Source organism: Halobellus sp., from assembly GCF_042218505.1.
Taxonomy (GTDB): Archaea; Halobacteriota; Halobacteria; order Halobacteriales; family Haloferacaceae; genus Haloquadratum.
In genome coordinates this window covers 1-16,772 of the sequence record NZ_JBDGQZ010000055.1, presented here as the reverse complement: position 1 = coordinate 16,772, position 16,772 = coordinate 1, and the positions used below count along the sequence as shown (strand labels likewise).

Annotated in this window: 15 protein-coding genes, 1 tRNA gene and 1 pseudogene; 4 read left to right on the top strand and 13 right to left on the bottom strand. The window is 63.9% G+C overall.

Features of this window, described 5'->3' with window-relative positions:
- Position 1: 1 nt before the first annotated feature.
- Both ABEI27_RS14050 and ABEI27_RS14045 read right to left on the bottom strand, forming a co-directional pair.
- Positions 2 to 75: transfer RNA gene (locus ABEI27_RS14050), tRNA-Ile, on the bottom strand.
- Positions 76 to 205: 130 nt separating this feature from the next.
- Positions 206 to 691, bottom strand: coding sequence for an FxsA family protein (locus ABEI27_RS14045; protein ID WP_375800032.1), 486 nt, complete (start codon positions 689 to 691; stop codon positions 206 to 208).
- Between the two features lie 121 nt (positions 692 to 812).
- Here ABEI27_RS14045 and ABEI27_RS14040 point away from each other — a divergent pair, with 121 nt between their 5' ends.
- Both ABEI27_RS14040 and ABEI27_RS14035 read left to right on the top strand, forming a co-directional pair.
- The gene (locus ABEI27_RS14040; RefSeq protein ID WP_375800031.1) at positions 813 to 2,513 is read left to right on the top strand and encodes a DUF255 domain-containing protein; all 1,701 of its coding nucleotides are present in this window, start codon (positions 813 to 815) and stop codon (positions 2,511 to 2,513) included.
- A gap of 93 nt (positions 2,514 to 2,606) precedes the next feature.
- Positions 2,607 to 3,434 carry a TrmB family transcriptional regulator gene (locus tag ABEI27_RS14035; RefSeq protein ID WP_375800030.1) on the top strand — a complete coding sequence of 276 codons (828 nt, stop codon included), beginning with the start codon at positions 2,607 to 2,609 and terminating at the stop codon, positions 3,432 to 3,434.
- A 20-nt stretch (positions 3,435 to 3,454) separates the two neighbouring features.
- Here ABEI27_RS14035 and mptA read toward each other — a convergent pair whose 3' ends face one another.
- From mptA to ABEI27_RS14010, 5 genes are all read right to left on the bottom strand, one after another.
- The gene (gene mptA / locus ABEI27_RS14030) at positions 3,455 to 4,393 is read right to left on the bottom strand and encodes a GTP cyclohydrolase MptA (protein ID WP_375800029.1); all 939 of its coding nucleotides are present in this window, start codon (positions 4,391 to 4,393) and stop codon (positions 3,455 to 3,457) included.
- A gap of 85 nt (positions 4,394 to 4,478) precedes the next feature.
- On the bottom strand, positions 4,479 to 4,922 hold the full coding sequence (locus ABEI27_RS14025) for a hypothetical protein (protein ID WP_375800028.1): 444 nt from the start codon (positions 4,920 to 4,922) through the stop codon (positions 4,479 to 4,481).
- 76 nt (positions 4,923 to 4,998) lie between these two features.
- Positions 4,999 to 5,229 carry a hypothetical protein gene (locus tag ABEI27_RS14020; protein ID WP_375800027.1) on the bottom strand — a complete coding sequence of 77 codons (231 nt, stop codon included), beginning with the start codon at positions 5,227 to 5,229 and terminating at the stop codon, positions 4,999 to 5,001.
- Between the two features lie 169 nt (positions 5,230 to 5,398).
- Entirely contained in the window at positions 5,399 to 6,643 is a 1,245-nt protein-coding gene (locus tag ABEI27_RS14015; RefSeq protein WP_375800026.1) for an NAD(P)/FAD-dependent oxidoreductase, read from the bottom strand.
- 242 nt (positions 6,644 to 6,885) lie between these two features.
- Positions 6,886 to 7,710 (bottom strand): NAD(+)/NADH kinase, encoded by an 825-nt coding sequence (locus tag ABEI27_RS14010; protein ID WP_375800025.1) that lies wholly within the window; start codon positions 7,708 to 7,710, stop codon positions 6,886 to 6,888.
- Between the two features lie 387 nt (positions 7,711 to 8,097).
- Between ABEI27_RS14010 and ABEI27_RS14005 the strand changes: the two genes are divergently transcribed.
- A complete protein-coding gene (locus ABEI27_RS14005) occupies positions 8,098 to 9,297 on the top strand; it encodes a KaiC domain-containing protein (protein ID WP_405002943.1) in 1,200 nt (399 codons plus the stop codon).
- A gap of 47 nt (positions 9,298 to 9,344) precedes the next feature.
- On the opposite strand, the pseudogene phoU reads toward ABEI27_RS14005, so the two are convergent.
- The 5 genes and pseudogenes from phoU to ABEI27_RS13980 all read right to left on the bottom strand — a co-directional run bounded on the left by phoU (position 9,345) and on the right by ABEI27_RS13980 (position 14,745).
- Positions 9,345 to 10,022 (bottom strand): annotated as a pseudogene (gene phoU, locus ABEI27_RS14000) (phosphate signaling complex protein PhoU).
- Between the two features lie 78 nt (positions 10,023 to 10,100).
- Positions 10,101 to 10,964 (bottom strand): phosphate ABC transporter ATP-binding protein PstB, encoded by an 864-nt coding sequence (pstB, locus tag ABEI27_RS13995; RefSeq protein WP_375800033.1) that lies wholly within the window; start codon positions 10,962 to 10,964, stop codon positions 10,101 to 10,103.
- A gap of 41 nt (positions 10,965 to 11,005) precedes the next feature.
- Positions 11,006 to 12,655 (bottom strand): phosphate ABC transporter permease PstA, encoded by a 1,650-nt coding sequence (gene pstA, locus ABEI27_RS13990; RefSeq protein ID WP_375800023.1) that lies wholly within the window; start codon positions 12,653 to 12,655, stop codon positions 11,006 to 11,008.
- A 1-nt stretch (position 12,656) separates the two neighbouring features.
- A complete protein-coding gene (gene pstC, locus ABEI27_RS13985) occupies positions 12,657 to 13,616 on the bottom strand; it encodes a phosphate ABC transporter permease subunit PstC (protein ID WP_375800022.1) in 960 nt (319 codons plus the stop codon).
- A 61-nt stretch (positions 13,617 to 13,677) separates the two neighbouring features.
- Positions 13,678 to 14,745: a PstS family phosphate ABC transporter substrate-binding protein gene (locus ABEI27_RS13980; protein WP_375800021.1), complete on the bottom strand. Its 1,068-nt coding sequence runs from the start codon at positions 14,743 to 14,745 to the stop codon at positions 13,678 to 13,680.
- Between the two features lie 394 nt (positions 14,746 to 15,139).
- On the opposite strand from ABEI27_RS13980, the gene ABEI27_RS13975 reads away from it, so the two are divergent.
- Positions 15,140 to 16,141 (top strand): PhoU domain-containing protein, encoded by a 1,002-nt coding sequence (locus tag ABEI27_RS13975; protein WP_375800020.1) that lies wholly within the window; start codon positions 15,140 to 15,142, stop codon positions 16,139 to 16,141.
- Positions 16,142 to 16,195: 54 nt separating this feature from the next.
- Here ABEI27_RS13975 and ABEI27_RS13970 read toward each other — a convergent pair whose 3' ends face one another.
- Entirely contained in the window at positions 16,196 to 16,573 is a 378-nt protein-coding gene (locus ABEI27_RS13970) for a 30S ribosomal protein S8e (protein ID WP_375800019.1), read from the bottom strand.
- Positions 16,574 to 16,772 lie beyond the last annotated feature (199 nt).

Genomic DNA, 16,772 nt, shown 5'->3' with positions numbered 1-16,772 from the left:
GTGGGCCAACACGGATTTGAACCGTGGACCTCCCGGTTATCAGCCGAGCGCTCAACCTGACTGAGCTATTGGCCCAGGTGAGCGCATCTAGCCGTTGTTCGATGAGTAGTTTAAGAGTTTCCTTTCGACCCGTTGGCGCTGCAGTCACGCGAAACGAGGGTTTGTCGCAGACGCGAAACCGGTGACGAGTTCGGGGCCAGCGCGCTCAGTTGTCGTCCCCGGGGCGGCCGTACTCTTCGGGATCCAGGTTCACCACGTCGTCGTCGCCATCCGGGAAGCCACCGACCCAGACGTTCCCGGAGACGAAGCCGCCGGTCTGCCGATCGAGATACGGGCGCACGACGTAGCGCTTCACAACCTCGCGAATCGGATACCGTGTCACCGGAAGCGCGAGCGCAAAGCCGACTGCGTCGGTCACGATTCCCGGCGTGAGCAGAAACGCGCCCGCGGCGATGAGAAATCCGCCGTCGAAGAGTTCGTTCGTCGGCACCTCGCCGGTCGCGGCCTTCCGCTGGAGTTTGGTGAGCGTATGCCGTCCTTCCGCGCGGACGAGCAACATCCCGACGAGGCCGGTGAGCACCACCAGCAGCACGGTCGGCAGGAGTCCGATCGCTGAAGCGACCGGGAGCAACAGGAGCGTATCGACGAGGGGGATCGCCAACAGGAGCGCGATGACCCAGCGCGTTCGCATACGATTCCGTTTGCGGTCGCCGTTGATAGCCCTTGTGTCGCCGCATCGCCCGAAACCGCCGGCGAGGTCCCGACTCGGCCCCTCTCGAAGGGCTTACACCCGACGGCACCGGAGCGAGAGTATGACCGACGACACGCACGTCGAGTGGCGCGAGTGGGGTCCCGCGCCGTTCGAGGAGGCCGCCGCAGCCGACCGTCCCGTGCTGCTCGCACTCACTGCCACGTGGTGCGACAGTTGTCACGAGATGGACGCGGAGACGTACGGCGAACCGCGGATCGCCGCGAACGTCAACGACGGCTTCATTCCTGTCCGCGTCGACATCGACCGTCACCCCCGGGTCCGCGAGCGCTACAATATGGGTGGGTTTCCGTCCACAGTGTTCTGTACTCCGTCCGGGAAGGTCCTCAGCGGAGCGACCTATCTCGGTCCCGACGGGATGCGACAGGTGCTCGGTTCCGTCCGCGACCGCTGGAACCAGAGAGGCGAGGACGGCGGCCGGATCCCGCGGGCGCTGGCCGGTGAGCCGACCCCGGCGGGTGCCGTCGACGAGCGAATCGAATCCCACCTCGCGGGCCAACTCGACGAGAAGTGGGACCCGCGGTTCGCGGGGTGGGGAACCGACGCGAAGTTCCCGCTCCCGGGCACAATCGAGTTCGCGCTCAAGCGGGCACGCGGGCAGGCGACCGAGACGCTCAGCGTGATCGGCGAGTCGCTGTACGACGACGAGGTCGGCGGCTTCTACCGCTACGCCGAGGCGCGCGACTGGAGCGATCCACACACCGAGAAGGTGCTTGACGTCAACGCCGCCCTGATCCGCGCCTTCGCCAACGGGTACCTCTACACCGGCAACGGAGACCTGCTCGACCCGGCGGTCGGGACGCGCGAGTTCCTCGTGGAGACTCTCTGGAACGGGAGCACCTTCGGCGGGAGCGTCGCACCCGCAGCCGAGAGCGATCCCGGTGACGACACTGACTCGGCGCTCGGTCCCCGGCGGGACCTGACCGGCTACGCGGGCGGGAATGCCTTGGCGGCGGACGCGCTCCTGACGCTCGCGGCCTACACCGACGACGACACCGCTCGCGAATACGCCGGTCGTGTGCTTGAGACGGTCGAGAGAACGCTTATCGACGATGACGGTGTCGTGTCGCACTTCGCGACCGACGACGGCAGCGCCCCCGAACTGCTCTTAGAGGATCACGCACGCGTCGTGCGAGCGTTCACGACCGCGCGGCAGGTCTGCGGTCCCGACGCCCTCGGCACCGACCGCGACCCGCTGGCCCTCGCTCGCATCGTTGCTGATGCCGCCGTCGACGCCCTTCAGGAGTCTGAAGACGCGTTCCGTGACGGTCCCCAGGCAGGTCCCGGGCTGCTCGACGAACCGCTCCGACCGCTCGATGGGGGCGTCGAGATGGCTGCGGCGCTCCTCGATCTCGCAGCACTCCGTGAAGCGTTCGAGGACGAACCCGGCAATCCCGATTCGTCGAACGCCGATCGCTCGGCCGACGACTACCGCACTGCGGCCCGCGCCGGTGTCGCTGCCTTCGCTGGCGCGTGGGACCGGATCGGGATTCAGATCGCCGGCTACGGAGCCGTCGCGGCGCGGCTGACCCGCCCGGACCTCGTGATCGCCGTCGGCAGTGAGTCGGGAACTGACCTCCACCGCGCCGCACTCCGCGTGGCCGACCACGAGTCCATCGTCGTCCCCGACGCCCCGGCCCGCTCCCCGGGAACCGCCACGGTGCGCGTGGGCGAGTCGACCCGTGAAGCGGAGACGCCGGACGAACTGATGACCGCCGTCTCGGCGCTGACGAGCGATGGCTGAGCAACACCCGGGCGTGTCGGAGCCGAAAAAACAGTGAGATCGAGTATATAAACCTCCGGTTGGTTTTTTATCCGTGGCACTGGACGGGAGGATATGGCGACCCTCAGGGATCTCGGGCTGTCGGAGTACGAGGCACGAGCGTACCGCTCGCTTCTCCAAGCCGGGGCGACAACCGCTAAGGAGTTGTCACGCGCCAGCGACGTCCCGATGGGGCGGATCTACGACGTCCTCAACAGTCTCGAACAGCACAACCTCGTCCGCAGTCAGGCCGCGAGTCGTCCGAAGAAGTACGTCGCCGTCGAACCCGACACGGCGCTCGATCGACTCTTAGAAAGCAAACGCCGGGAACTGCGCGAGCAGGCCGAGCAGTACGAGAACGTCGTCGACGAACTCACCGCCGAGTTAGAGACCGCCGATCCCGTTCAGAGCCAGTTCTGGACGGCCGCAGTTGGCAGCGAAGAGTCCGCCGAACTGCTCGTCGAACGTCTCGCGGCCGCCGACGAGACGCTCGTCGTCGTCTCCGGCGCGGTATCGCCGCAGTTCGACCTGGGCGTTCTCGGTGACAAAGTGACCGAAGAACTCGAAGCGGCGCTCGACCGCGGCGTCGACGTTTCGGTGCTGATGGCCCCGCCCCTCGTCGATTCGTTACCACAGAGCGTTGGGGATCGGTACGTCGACCACCTGGCAGATCACCCCGACTTCGACGTCCGGACGGCCCCGGGGCTCTCGGGGACGTTCGAACTCATCGACGACGTCGAGGTCTGTATCGAGGTGCCGAACCCCCTGGACCCGGCCGAGGCGTTCGCGATGATCGACCTGAAGGACCCGGAGTTCGCCGCAGACGTTCGAGAGATGTTCGATCCGACCTGGGAGGCGGCAGAACCCCTCGCTCAGATGTCGCTCGGCGGGGAAGCGCAGTGAGCGCACGCGGGTGATGCAGACTACGCGCTGGTGTCGTTAACTTCGCTGCGTAACTGTTCGAGCGTGACTTCCCGCTCGGCGTGGGCGTTGTGCTGGTGGATCGACTCGTCGTTCGACTGCCGCATCCGGACGACGGCGTCGTCGTCGAGATGATCGAACTCTTCGACGACCTGCTCGGCCATCGAGCGGACGCAGTCCTCTACGAACTTGGCGTCGGCGTGGGCCTGGTAGGTCATATGGTCCTCGTCGGGACGCTTTGCGAGGTTGTAGATCCGCGCGGACATCGAGTCGCGGGCGATCTCGGCGACCTCCATCAGATCGACGTCCGGGGATCCGTCCGCGGTGACCGTCAGCGTCGCGTGTCCGCGCTGAGAGTGACCCGGCTGGGGGACTTTCTCGAGGAACTCCTCGATGGTCCCGTCGTCGACTTTCAGATCGTGCAGGACGTCGCGTGCGCGGGAGGCCGACATCCCCTGGGAGCACGGACAGACCGTCATCCCGGTAACTTCGGCACCGATTTCTTCGCGGGTCCCCTCGTCGGTCGCCGTCGCGCTGGCGACGATAGAGATCGTACTCTGGGTCGCGAGGCTGCTCGCAGGCGTGTCCTCGCGGACGACGAAGTCCGCGGTCATCCGAACTTCGGCAGTGGAGGTGTAGTCGTGTTTCGCGAGCAGGCGCTCGGCGGCGTCGCCGCACATATCCTCGACGCGGAACGTCGGCTCGGAGACGGCCGACTCGAGCGTCTCGTCGATGACCTGCATATTTCGACTCATATCGATGCCCTTGCGACCGCTAGGGAGGTCTACGAACACCTCGAACTCCGCCATCAGGACAAGCGGGCGTTGCTTGCCGTCCCGGGCGAGTTTGACGAGCTTGTCGACGCCTGTGACGCCGACCTGACTCAACCCGACCGTGACGTCGGGCTGGCTCGCCTGTACGTCAGGAAGTTGGTGACTCATCGTAAAAGGTGACGCACCCAGTTTGATTAACGCTTTCGTTACCTGAAGAATACCAGCGGTTTCAGCCGCCTGGGTATGACCTAGCTTATGGCCAGTCGTCTCTGCTGCTGGATTCGAAGGGGTCCTGCGATCCGGTGCTGCCGGCGATTCGCCACTCGGCCGCCTCGGCCGCGTTCTGCAGCGGTAGGAACTCCCACCCTGCTGCCTCGGCGATCTCCTGATCCTCTTCGGAGACGCCGACGAAGACGTGTCGATCGGTGTCGAACTGCTCCTTGACGTTCTCGAGGCTCTCTTTGACGCCACGCGGCCCCGAAAAAAAGTCCTGTCGAACCCGGTGCTTGCGGGTGTAGTTCGTGACGACGTACGTGGGCTTCTCGCTCACGACGCCGACGTACTCGGTCCACTGGCGAGCGTCGTTGAACACGGCAGTCGGATCCGCGAGGTTCCGGAGCGCGTCCAACTCGAACGCCAGCGTCATATCGGCGTCGCCGCCGCCGGGGGCCCCGCCGCTTGTGGACTCGTCGCTCATACCTCGTGGTATCGGCCACCCGCCAAAAACTGCATCGGTCCGCCCCGGCGACGCTCCGGTGCGCGCTCGATCTCTCTCACACGACGCGGTAGTACTCGGTGAACCGAACCACGTCACCGGAGTCGAGTTCTTGGAGGTCGACCGCCCGGTTCGATCCCTCGACCGCGTCGAGGATCTCTTGCCGATCCCGCGGCGATAGTTGGTCGACATCGAGGATACGATCCGTTGGCTCGACGTCTGCGGCGTCGCACTCGACGATCACAGACCCAACGTCCGCGTCCCCGCTACTCTGCAGTGACCGTGACATACGCCAACAAAGTGCACAAAAGATCATAAAGATTGTGTCGGATCCACCGACGGACTGGATGGAGCGATCTACTCCGATCGTCCTGACGGCGTCCGTACTCCCGTCGATTCTGTCACGGTGAAAACAGCGCCAGAACGCGATCGGCTCGTCGATATCGGTAGCGGAACCGTTACTCGGCGGGGGTGCCTTCGAGTTCGAGTTCGTCGATCTCGAAGTTCTGCTTCATCAGGACGTCTTTCTGGTCGGCGACGACGCGCTGCTCGCGCATCAGTTTCTTGTACTTCGACTGCGGTGAAAGGTCGCCGATGAGGACGCCGCCGACGATCTGGCCGTTCTTGAACGCCAGCCGCCGCCATTCGGTGTCGGAGTATTTGGCCTCGGCGTTGTCCTCGCCGAGAGTCGGGTGCCCGAACGAGAGGAACGGGAAGTCGAAGTGGGTGATCGAATACGAGGAGACCCACTCGAACGGCTCTGTTCCGTAGTTTACCATATTCTGTGCGGCGACCGATCCCTGCTCCTTCGCGGACCCCCACGCGCCGTTCTGTGCGCGCTCGCCGAGGATCAGGTCGGTGAACTCCGTGATGTCGCCCGCCGCGAAGACGTCCTCGTGGTTCGTCTGCATATACTCGTCGACGATGATGCCGTCGTCGCACTCGATCGGGGTGTCCTGGAGGATCTCTGTGTTGAAATTCAGGCCGATCGCGATCCCGACGAAGTCGGCGTCGTACTCGTCGCCGTTGGGGTCGACAGCGGTCGTGACGTGTCCGTCGTCGTCGGTCTCGAAGTGATCGACGCCCGACTGGAAGACCGGTTCGACGTTCCGCTCGCGCAGCGCGTCGTGGATGATCTCTGCACCCTCCTCCGAGAGGGCGTAGCGCCACCAGCAGTCTCCGCGCATCAGGTACTTGCCCTCGACGTCTTGGGCGGCCGTGATCGCCGCGAGATCGATGCCGAGCAGGCCCGCCCCGACGACCACGGAGTTGTCGGCGTTCTCGATGTGGTTCTTGATCGCGCGAGCGTCCTGAAACGTCCAGAAGTGGTGAACGCCGTCGGCGTCGGAGTTACCAACGGGGAGCTGTGTCGGTGTCCCGCCTGTCGCGATGAGGAGTTTGTCCCACTCGTGGACGTCGCCTCCGTGTGTCTCGAGTGTGTGGCCCGCTACATCGATGTCTACGACCAGGGTGTTGAGTTGGAGGTCGATGTCGCGCTCCTCGTACCACGATTCGTCGTGGATCGAGATTGGCGCTTCGGGGAGCTTGCCCTTGGCGAACTCCTTGATGAGGATTCGGTTGTACAGGGCTTCGCCCTCGTCCGTGATGACGGTCACATCGGCGTCGGGGTCCTCCTCGCGGAGCGTCTCGGCGGCGGAACTGCCCGCAACACCGTCGCCGATGATGACGTACGACTGAGTCATATCTCACCGATTCGTGTCGGGGGTTAATGTGGATTGCTATACGAACGGAATCGCGAAGGTGGCAGCATCACTGTTCTCAGGGCCGATACTGTCCATTCGCACCGTGGTCCGAAGCGATTTTGTCGGCGCAGCCGGGGTGCGCTCGAGCGTATCGGAAACGTATATCCACCCCTGCTGTCGTCTGTACGGGACTGACTCGACCTGCTTTCTGCCCTCGCAGTGGAACGCCTCGAACCGGGCGCTCAGTCCAGTTTTCCGAGTGCTTCGAAGAAATCGGACGCAGGGCCGGCCATCCGAACGGGGTCGTCGGCGACCGAGACCGTCACGTCCACCGGCGGCGCAACCGATTCACGCACGCGCCCGTCGACGACCACCACGGCCTCCTCGACATCCTCAACAGTCACTGTGACTGTCACGTTGCGGTCGACGACGAGCGGCGGTCGCCCGGTGACGTCGGCCATCTCAGTCACGATGAGGCCCGATACGCCCGGATGGACGAGCGGGCCGTCCTCACTGAGGTTGTACGCGGTGCTGCCGGTCGGCGTCGCGACGAGCACGCCGTCCGCGTGGCCCCCGGTGAACCGGGACCCGTCGATTCGGACCTCGATCGACGCCCCGCCACCGTGTCCGCGACGGGCCCCCTGGACGACGACCTCGTTGACGGCCGGCGGGAGCGCCCGGACTCCGGTTTCTGCGCGGAGGCGCGGGACGGTCCGCGTCGGGAGTTCGCCCTCCTCGCGAAATCGTCGCACCTCCTTCATCACGGCGTCGACGGCATCTTCGGGGTTGACCGCGTTGAGGAATCCCACCTCGCCGAGATTGACGCCGAGAATCGGCGTTCTCCCGGCACCGTGGGCGGCGAAGAGGAACGTCCCGTCTCCGCCGATGCTGACGACCAGATCGGCCTGTCCGAACGTACTGACGGCGTGTCCCGACACGTCGAGTTCGGCGGCCGTCGCCGCATCGATCCACACGGTGACGTCCTCCGCGCGGAGTCGCTCCCGGAGGTCGCCAGCCAGTCGGGCGGTCCGGTCGTTGTCCCACTGGGCGACGATGGCCACCTTCATCTCGGTTCGTCGGTTCGACGCGCTGATCAAAAAGGACTCCGTCACGCGACGAACGCGTCGACACCCCTCGCGGCGGGAATCTGCCCTGCTCGTCACGGGCAACATTCATACCAGGCCCGGCCGTCGTTCCGACGACGGAGATGGCAGAGATTCGCAATTGGTGCCGGCCTCGAAGCAGGGACGCCAGCCAGAACTGCGGGGCAGGTGAGCGTCGTGAGTGACGACGACTGGTTCGAGCGCGCAATCGGCGAGGACGCCGAAGACGAGAGCGACGCAGACGCGACACGCGACGCCGCCCGGGATGAGGACGACGCAGACGCGGCACGTCATACCGCTAACGGCCAGGACGCGACCGACGATCGGGAGGCTCACGACGATCGAGAGGCGATCGACGACCAGCAGATTCCCGACCGCCGGGATACTGAATCGACCGACGGCTCGGTAGTCGACGACGGACACACCGAACTGGAGGACGATGCGGACCCCGCGGCTCCCGGCTCCGACGACGCTCGTGGCGGCTCCGAGGGCGCGTACCCAGACGAGCCTCCATCCGCAACCGATCAGGCCGATTCTTTCGGTAGTGACGACAGAGACAGTGGTCCCCCTGCCCCAGACGACACCACCGACGAGGGAGGGACTCCCTTCGACGACGACTTCGCGTCCGCGCTCCAGGACGCACCGGACCCGGGCGGGGCGGACGCCGGTGGATCCTTCGGCGGTGGCTCCGACTCCTTCGGGGCCGACGGTTCCGACCCGTTCGACACCGGTGGGGGCAGCGATCCGTTCGGCGGCGACGACGTGGGAAACGACTTCGGCTTCGAGGACTTCGACGATGACCTCGGTGACCCGCCGGGCGGATTCGACCCCGACGCCGGTGAGTTCGAGTCCGATCTGCCGCGGATCGACATCGGGATCGACGGCCTCGACAATATGATCCTCGGAGGGGTGCCCCGCCGCTCGCTGATGGTCGCCATCGGATCGGCCGGGACCGGAAAGACTACATTCGGCCTCCAGTTCCTCCGACACGGACTCGAGAACGGCGAGGACGCGGTCTACATCACCCTCGAAGAGAGCCAAGAGCGGATCGTGGACACGGCCGACGAGAAGGGGTGGGGCTTCGGGGAGTACATTGAGGAGGACCGACTGGCCGTCGTCGACATCGACCCCATCGAGATGGCAAACAGCCTCGACAGCATCCAGAACGAACTGCCCGACCTCATCGAGGACTTCGGGGCGGACCGCCTCGTGCTCGACTCAGTGTCGCTTCTGGAGATGATGTACGAGAGCGCGCCGCGGCGGCGCAGTCAGGTGTTCGGGTTCTCGCGCTCGCTGAAGAACGCCGGGATTACGACGCTTCTGACCTCAGAGGCCAACGAGAACAATCCCTACACCTCGCGATTCGGTATCGTCGAATATCTCGCAGATGCCGTGTTCGTTCTCCAGTACGTCCGCCCGAGCGACTTCCGTGAGACGCGGCTGGCAATCGAGATCCAGAAGATCCGCGATGCGAACCACTCCCGGGAGACGAAGCCCTACGAACTCACAGCGGCGGGAATCAGCGTGTACCGCCAGGCGAACATCTTCTGACGACGGGAGACGAGACCTTCCGACGGAGAAACCCCGCTACTGGCGGCTTAATACAACAGTTCTGCGTCGTCTTCGATCATATACAGCGACCGGGCGGCGATGTTGACCGCGTGGTCGCCGACCCGTTCGAGGTCCCGCACCGTCAGCAGGAGGCGTGAGATGTCCTGCATATACGCCTCCGCGTCGGCGCTTTCCTCGCCGAACGGGTCGCCCTCGATGAGGTCGCGGACGACGGTCGTGCTCGCGGCCTCACACATTGCGTCGAGTTCGTCGTCCTGCTCGGCGACGGCGTAGCAGGTTCGAGGGTTCTCTTCGGCGTAAGCCGCCATCGCTCCGTCGAGCATATCGAGGGTCTCCACGCCGATCTGCTGGACGTCGACCTCGGGGAAGACGTCTCGATCGGCGTCCAGCGCGTACTGTGCGAGGTTGACCGCGAGGTCGCCGATTCGCTCGAGGTCGGTGATGATTTTGAACGTTGCCGCAATGAACCGGAGGTCAGAGGCGACTGGTTGCTGGAGGGCGATGAGGTCGATGCACTCTGCCTCCAAATCGAGGTACATCTGATTCACCTCGTCGTCGCCGTCGATGACTTTTCGGGCGGTCGATCCGTCTTTCTGTTCGAGCGCGTCGAGTCCCTAGCGGAGGCGTTCGGCGACGATCTCGCTCATATAGAGCACATCGTCGCGGAGATCCGAGAGGGACTCCTGATATTCTCGCCTTGGCATATCTGACGGCACACGGGTTGGGGGTTTAATTGTGTCGTGCGATCCGCGACCGACGCGGGAGCGACCCGCCGAATCGACTTACCCGAACTTTCCAGTGATGTAGTCCTCGACGCGCTGGCTCTCCGGGTTCTCGAAGATCTTCTGGGTATCGTCGAACTCGACGAGTTCCCCGCCGGTGAGAAACACCGCCGTCCGATCGGAGATCCGCGCGGCCTGTTGCATATTGTGCGTGACAATGACGACCGTGTAGTCGCGGGCGAGTTCCTCGATGAGGTCCTCGATCTGGGAGGTCGCGACCGGATCGAGCGCCGAGGCGGGTTCGTCCATCAGCAGGACTTCCGGGTCGGGCGCGATCGCTCGGGCGATACAGAGTCGCTGCTGCTGCCCGCCGGAAAGCGCGAGCCCCGACTCGTGGAGTTGGTCTTTGACCTCGTCCCACAGTGCGGCCCGCTTGAGCGAGCGCTCGACGATCTCGTCGTAGTCGCCGCCTTTGTCCTGGATTTCGAGACCGTACGTGACGTTTTCGTAGATGCTCTTCGGAAACGGGTTCGGTTTCTGGAAGACCATTCCGACCCGTCGGCGAAGCGCCACGGGATCGACGTCCTCGTCGTAGACGTTCTTGCCCCGGAGGTAGAGATCGCCCGCGACCCGGGCGCTGTCGATGAGGTCATTCATCCGGTTGATGCACCGGAGGAACGTCGATTTCCCACATCCCGACGGCCCCACCATCGCGGTGACGCTCTGTTCGGGGATCTCCATCGTGATGTCAGACAGCGCCTGATCGTCGTTGTACCAGACGTTCACGCCTTCGGCGCGAACGACGGTCTCGCGCCGCCGGGACTCCTTCGAATCGTCGACGCTCTCCGAGATGTCGGTCTGGATCAACATATCGTCGTCGGTCGGGTCCGCCGAGTTGCTATCTCCTGCACTCTGTTCGGTCATTTCCTGTTCATTGGTGTTTGGTTGGCTCATTGGTATAAGAATCACCCCGTTCGCTCAAACCTGTTCCGAAGGACGATCGCAACCGAGTTCATCGCCAGCAGGACCGCCAGCAGGACCACGACACCGGCGGGCACCGCCTTCGTGTAGAAGTCCTCGCCGGCGAAGAGACTCGACCACGCGTACACCTGTAGCGGCATCGCGCTCACTTTCGATTCGAGCGCCGTCGGCAGGCTGAAGACGACGTTCGGCGCGGCGATCATAATGAGCGGTGCAGTCTCGCCGATCGCGCGGCCGAGCGCGAGGATCGTGCCGGTCAGGATGCCGGGAAACGCCTCCGGGAGGATCACGTTCTTGACCGTCTGCCAGCGCGTCGCTCCCATCCCGTAGGACGCCTGCCGCATATCCGAGGGGACCGAGCGGATCGCCTCGCGCGAGGAGATGATCACGATTGGGAGAATCAACAGCGCTAACGTCGCGCCGCCGACGATGACGGTCCCCGCGGCCTGCCCGAGATACGTCACGAAGACGCCCAGGCCGAGGAGGCCGTAGACGACAGACGGGACGCCGGCGAGGTTCGAGATGTTGACGTCGACGAAGCGAGTGAGCTTGTTGTCCGGCGCGTACTCCTCAAGATACACGGCCGCCCCGACGCCGATGGGGAACGACATCGCCGCAACCGTCGCCATCAGCAGAATCGAGCCGCCGATTGCGGGGTACAACCCAGCGTTTTCGGCGTTCCCGCTGTGTGCGCTGGTGAGGAACTGCCAGTCGACCCACGACTGCGGGCCGGCGAAGCCGAACGCCGAGGCGGCGGCCGCGCCACCGAGTGCGCCCGCCACGACGACCGCGGCGAACCCGATCCCCGCAGGGCGGCGTTCCTCGGTGAACGCTCCTTGCCAGAGGTAGGTCGTCGTCGGCAGTATGGCGACGGAGGTGACGACGACAGATGGGATCGGATTCAGGCCCATAAACGGGCCGATTACGGCGCTCCCGAGGGTGGCCGCGAGGGCACCTCCGGCGGCGTACAATCCGGTTCGAGCGTCGCGGACACCTGCGACGTACGACCCCACGGCGGCCGCGGCGACGCTCCCGAGGACGAGCCCGATCATCATCCAATCGACCGGAACCACAGGGATCGCCTGGACGGCCTTGGCGAGACTCGGGACGACCTGCGGAACGCCGATCGGGTTGCCGATCGGTCCCGGCAGGCCGAACAGTGCGAGGTAGAATGCGGACGTCGTCACTGCGAGTCGGATAGTGAAGCCGATGCGGTAGGAGTACCGGGTGAGCCCCACCGAAATCGCCGCTGGCACGGCGATAGCGATGGCGAAGGAGAGTGCCACCAGCGGCGGCACGATGTCGATGATGAGCAGGCCGACCCCGCCGCTGAACAGCAGCGAGACGATCAGCAGGCCGACGAGGAAGGCGCCGAAGGTGAACGCCTGAGGCTCCCGCCGGTAGATCGCCCACCCGACGAGAGTCGTCGGCACGATGAGCGTCATAAAGTACGTCAGATACCAGCCCGGATCGGCGGTCGTCGGCTGTAGCGCGTCGTTGGCGACGTAGACGAGCAGCGCCGCGAGAACGACGATCCCGAAGAGCGTCGCCGCCAAGATGAGATAGCGGAAGATGGTGCCTGCGGTTCGACTGACCTGTCCGAAGTCCTCGATTCGGGGGCTTTCAGTCGCCATCTTAGTACTCCTCCCGGTAGCGCTGGGCCACGAGATCGCTGATGATGTTCATTATGAGTGTGATCGCAAAGAGGACGAGACCGATCGCGAACAGGCTCCGGTAGGCCAGTCCGCCACCGGTGATGTCGCCGGTGAGCAGTTGCACCATCGCGGCGGTCATCGGTAGCGCGCCCTCGAGGTAAGAAGCCGGGTTGAGCGGATTGAGGAACTGCGCCCGCGACCCTGCGGCGACGGTGACCGCCATCGTCTCACCGATGGCGCGCGAGAGCGCGAGAATGAACGAGGAGAAGATCCCCGAGAGCGACGCCGGAACGACGACCCCCGTGGCGACGTCGAATTTCGTCGCGCCCATACCGTAGCCGGCCTGCCTGAGTTCGTCGGGGACGGCCGACATCGCGTCCTCCGAGATGGACGCGACCATCGGAATGATCATAATCCCAACGACGATGCTCGCCGACAGCATATTGAACGTCCCGATCTGTGGGATGATCGTGCTGAGCGCCGGCGTGATGTAAATCAACGCGAAGAATCCGTAGACGACGGTGGGGACGCCCGCGAGGATTTCGAGCGCGGGCTTGAGAACCGATCGGGCCTGGTTGCTCGCGTACTCGCTGAGATAGATCGCTGTCGCCACGCCCAGGGGGATCGCGATGACCGCCGACCCGATCGTGATCATCAGCGTCGAGGTCACCAGCGCGAGAACGCCGAACTGTTCGCTGTTGATCTGCCAGGTTGTGCCGGTGAGAAAATCCACGATGGACGCCGTCGGTCCGGTCACGCCCATCAGGGGTGCGGTGATCGTGAAGAACTTCGCTGCCTCCGTCACCAGCAGAATCACGATGCTGGCTGTGGTGACAATCGAGAGGCCGGCACACAGGAAAAAGAACGTGCGAGTCAGAAGTTCCCGCGGTGAGTTCTCGGTCTGCCGTGTGAGGTCGGCCGCTAACTCGTCTGTACTCATTGCATAGTGGGTTTTAGGCAGTATCAAAAAGCGCTTTGTTACCTGTTTCGGTCAGGCCGCGTCAGTTCGCTCCGGCTACCTCCTCGACACGTGACATCATCGTCGATTGCTCGTCGTCGCTGAGCGGCACGTATCCGACCTCGTCGGCCACGATCGAGCGATCGGTGGAGTTCTCGAGCCAGAAGCGCGCGAACTCGGCGATGTGGTTCTCCTGTAGCGCCGCCTTTTTCGGGTAGGTAAAGAGCGGGCGCGCGAGCGGGTTGTACTCGCCCGAAAGCGCGGTCGCGAGCGAGGGTTCGACGTAGTTGCCCGAGTCATTCTCGACCGGAACTGCCTGGACGGCGTCCTGGTTCTCGCTGAAGTACGCGAAGCCGAGGTAGCCCATCGCGTAGTCCGAGCCCTGCACGCCCTGGATGATCGTCCGGTCCTGCTCGGTCGGCGAGTAGTCCTGGCGGTGGCCCGGACCGTCTTCGCCGATGATTGCCTCGATGAAGTAATCGAACGTCCCGGAGGCTTCCGAAGGGCCGTAGAGTTCCAGGGGTTCGTCCGGCCAGTCGGGGTTGACGTCGGCCCAGGTTTCCGGTGGCGAGTCCGCGGACCAGATCTCTTTGAGTTGTTCGACGGTGAGACCGTCACCGATCCAGTCGTTGTTGTTGTTGACGACGACGGTCAGCGCGTCGGTCGCGACCTTCAGTTCGATCATCTCGATGTCGTTCTCGGAACACTGCTGCTTCTCTTCGGGCTTGATCGGACGCGAGGCGTTGTTGAAGTCCGTCTGACCCGTACAGAAGTAGTTCGCGAAGCCGCCGCCGGATCCCGTCGACTGGAGGCTGATGTCGACCCCTTCGTGCTGGGACTGGAAGCGCTCGGCCATCGCCGTCGCCAGCGGGAAAACCGTCGAAGAGCCTGCGATGTTGATGTCTCCCGACAGCGATCCGGATCCCCCATCGGAGCCGCCGTCGGTGGTGCTACCGGAACCGCCGTCGGATCCCTCTGTCGGCTCCGCGGTGGAATCGCCCCCGGAATTGCTTTGGGTGCAGCCAGCCAGGCCGGCAACGCCAAGCCCGCTCGAAACCGCAATGAACTTTCGGCGTGAGAAATTACGTGTTCCGTTATTATCGCACGTCATCACATCGAGGTACCCAGATACGGTATAAAAACCCTTCTAATATAACTATATAGAAAAAATATTCATACATATGGGTGTATCTGTCGATACGAACGGCTGACTGAGCGGCCGACGTCTCGGGGTTATGAACTCATATCACACGAATGCGGAACAAATAACTGACAGGCTCGAAAGCCGGCAAAATCGACTTTGAAGTCGTTTAGCACTATCCCACGAGCCTCACTCACGCGACTAACTATAGCGTCGGTTTCGTTCTCGTCTGCTCGTTTTATATGAGTGTATGATTTTATACCACACAAATATGTGACGGCAACACACGGTGTGGAACCGCTCCGGGTATGTCTACTATATATCTATAGGCAATTTTATATTGGGGGCCGCACAACGCCCGCGTATGGTCGAAACGCGGAAGGTGCAAGTCACCGGCGGGTCGACGTTTACCGTCTCAATTCCGAAAGAGTGGGCGACAGAAAACGACGTGTCGGCGGGGAGCGTCGTGGAGTTCTACCCGGAGGGGGATTCGCTGTTTCTCGCCCCCGCAAACGAGGAAGAACGCACGGAGGGGACCCTCGACGTAACCGACCTCGAGGGCGATGAACTCACGCGCGCCGTGATGACGATGTACGTCAGTGGCTTCGACATCATCAATCTCGAGAGTTCACGTATCACGACGAGTCAACGGCGGACGATCCGAGAGGCCACCCAGAGTCTCGTCGGTCTCGAGGTGCTGGAAGAGACGCGTGACAGCGTGGTCATCCGCGACCTGCTGGACTCTGCGGAACTGTCGATCCACACTGCGGTCCGTCGGATGCGACTCATCTCGCTCTCGATGCTCTCTGATGCCATAGACGGTCTCGCGGAACTCGACACTGATATGGCCCGCGACGTGATCCAGCGCGACGACGACGTCGACCGACTGTGGATGGTCGTCTCTCGCATCTTCCGCTCGACGCTCCGGACCCCGAAAGCGGCCGAAGAACTCGGCCTCGCCCGAGAGATGTGCTTCGATTATCAGTCCGCCGCCCGCCAACTCGAACGCGTCGCCGACCACGCGACGAAGATCGCCCACCTGACGCTGGAACTGGAGAAGCCCGTTCCCGAAGAAGTGGTCGACGCGCTCTATGAACTGCACGAGGAGGCCCGCGGGATCATCGACGACGGGATGGACGCGCTTCTCGCCGAAGACGGGGACGAATCGACACGGCTGGCGAACGACGCCCGCGAATCCGTTCAGATCATCGACGAACGCGCCCGCCAGATCGACGAACTGCTTCGGGACCTCGATCCCGCCCGCGCACAGGTGCTGGGCCTCATCGTCGATTCGATCTCTCGAAGCGGGGACTACGGCGGCAACATCGCTGAGACGGCGCTACAGAAGGCCGCGCCGACGCCGTAGCACGACGACGGCTGGACGGCTGTCGAAAACGAGGGAGAAACGCGAAAGCGGTCGTTACTCGTCGTCGACGAGAACGGCGTTGACCTGTCCGGTCTGTCCCGGACGGGACGTCACACGGGCCTCGCCTTCACTGGTCTCGATGATTGCGCCCTTCGTGATGATGTTCCGGCGCACGTAGTTGACGTTCGCGGGGTTCTCGATCACGTTCTCGATCGCCGCCTCGGTCGCCTCTCCGTTGATGGCGACCTGCGCGACGTTCGTCGAGAGCGCACGGACCTTTCGGTCGTCGCCGCGGGAGTCGATGATCCGGAAGCGTGGGTCCCCGACCGTCGTCTCGGCGGGCTGGCGACCCAACTGGTGGCGGGTCTTCTTGTGCGAGCGTCGGCGTCGGCCGCCGGTCCGCTTTCGCTTGGAGCGTCCTTGGTCCTGCATACGGGGATGGTGTCCGGGTGAGTACTTGAATCGCTCGAATCGGGAGCGATTTCGGGCTCGTGGACGCGGCTCCGTACCTGACAGAGTCACCACTCGAACACGCAAGTCCGTCGAAAAGGTAGCAGCCGTCCGGGAACAGCCCGGACGGCCGCTGCCGCCCTGAATTGGTCCCCGCTGACGCTTCGGCCCTCCAGACGAA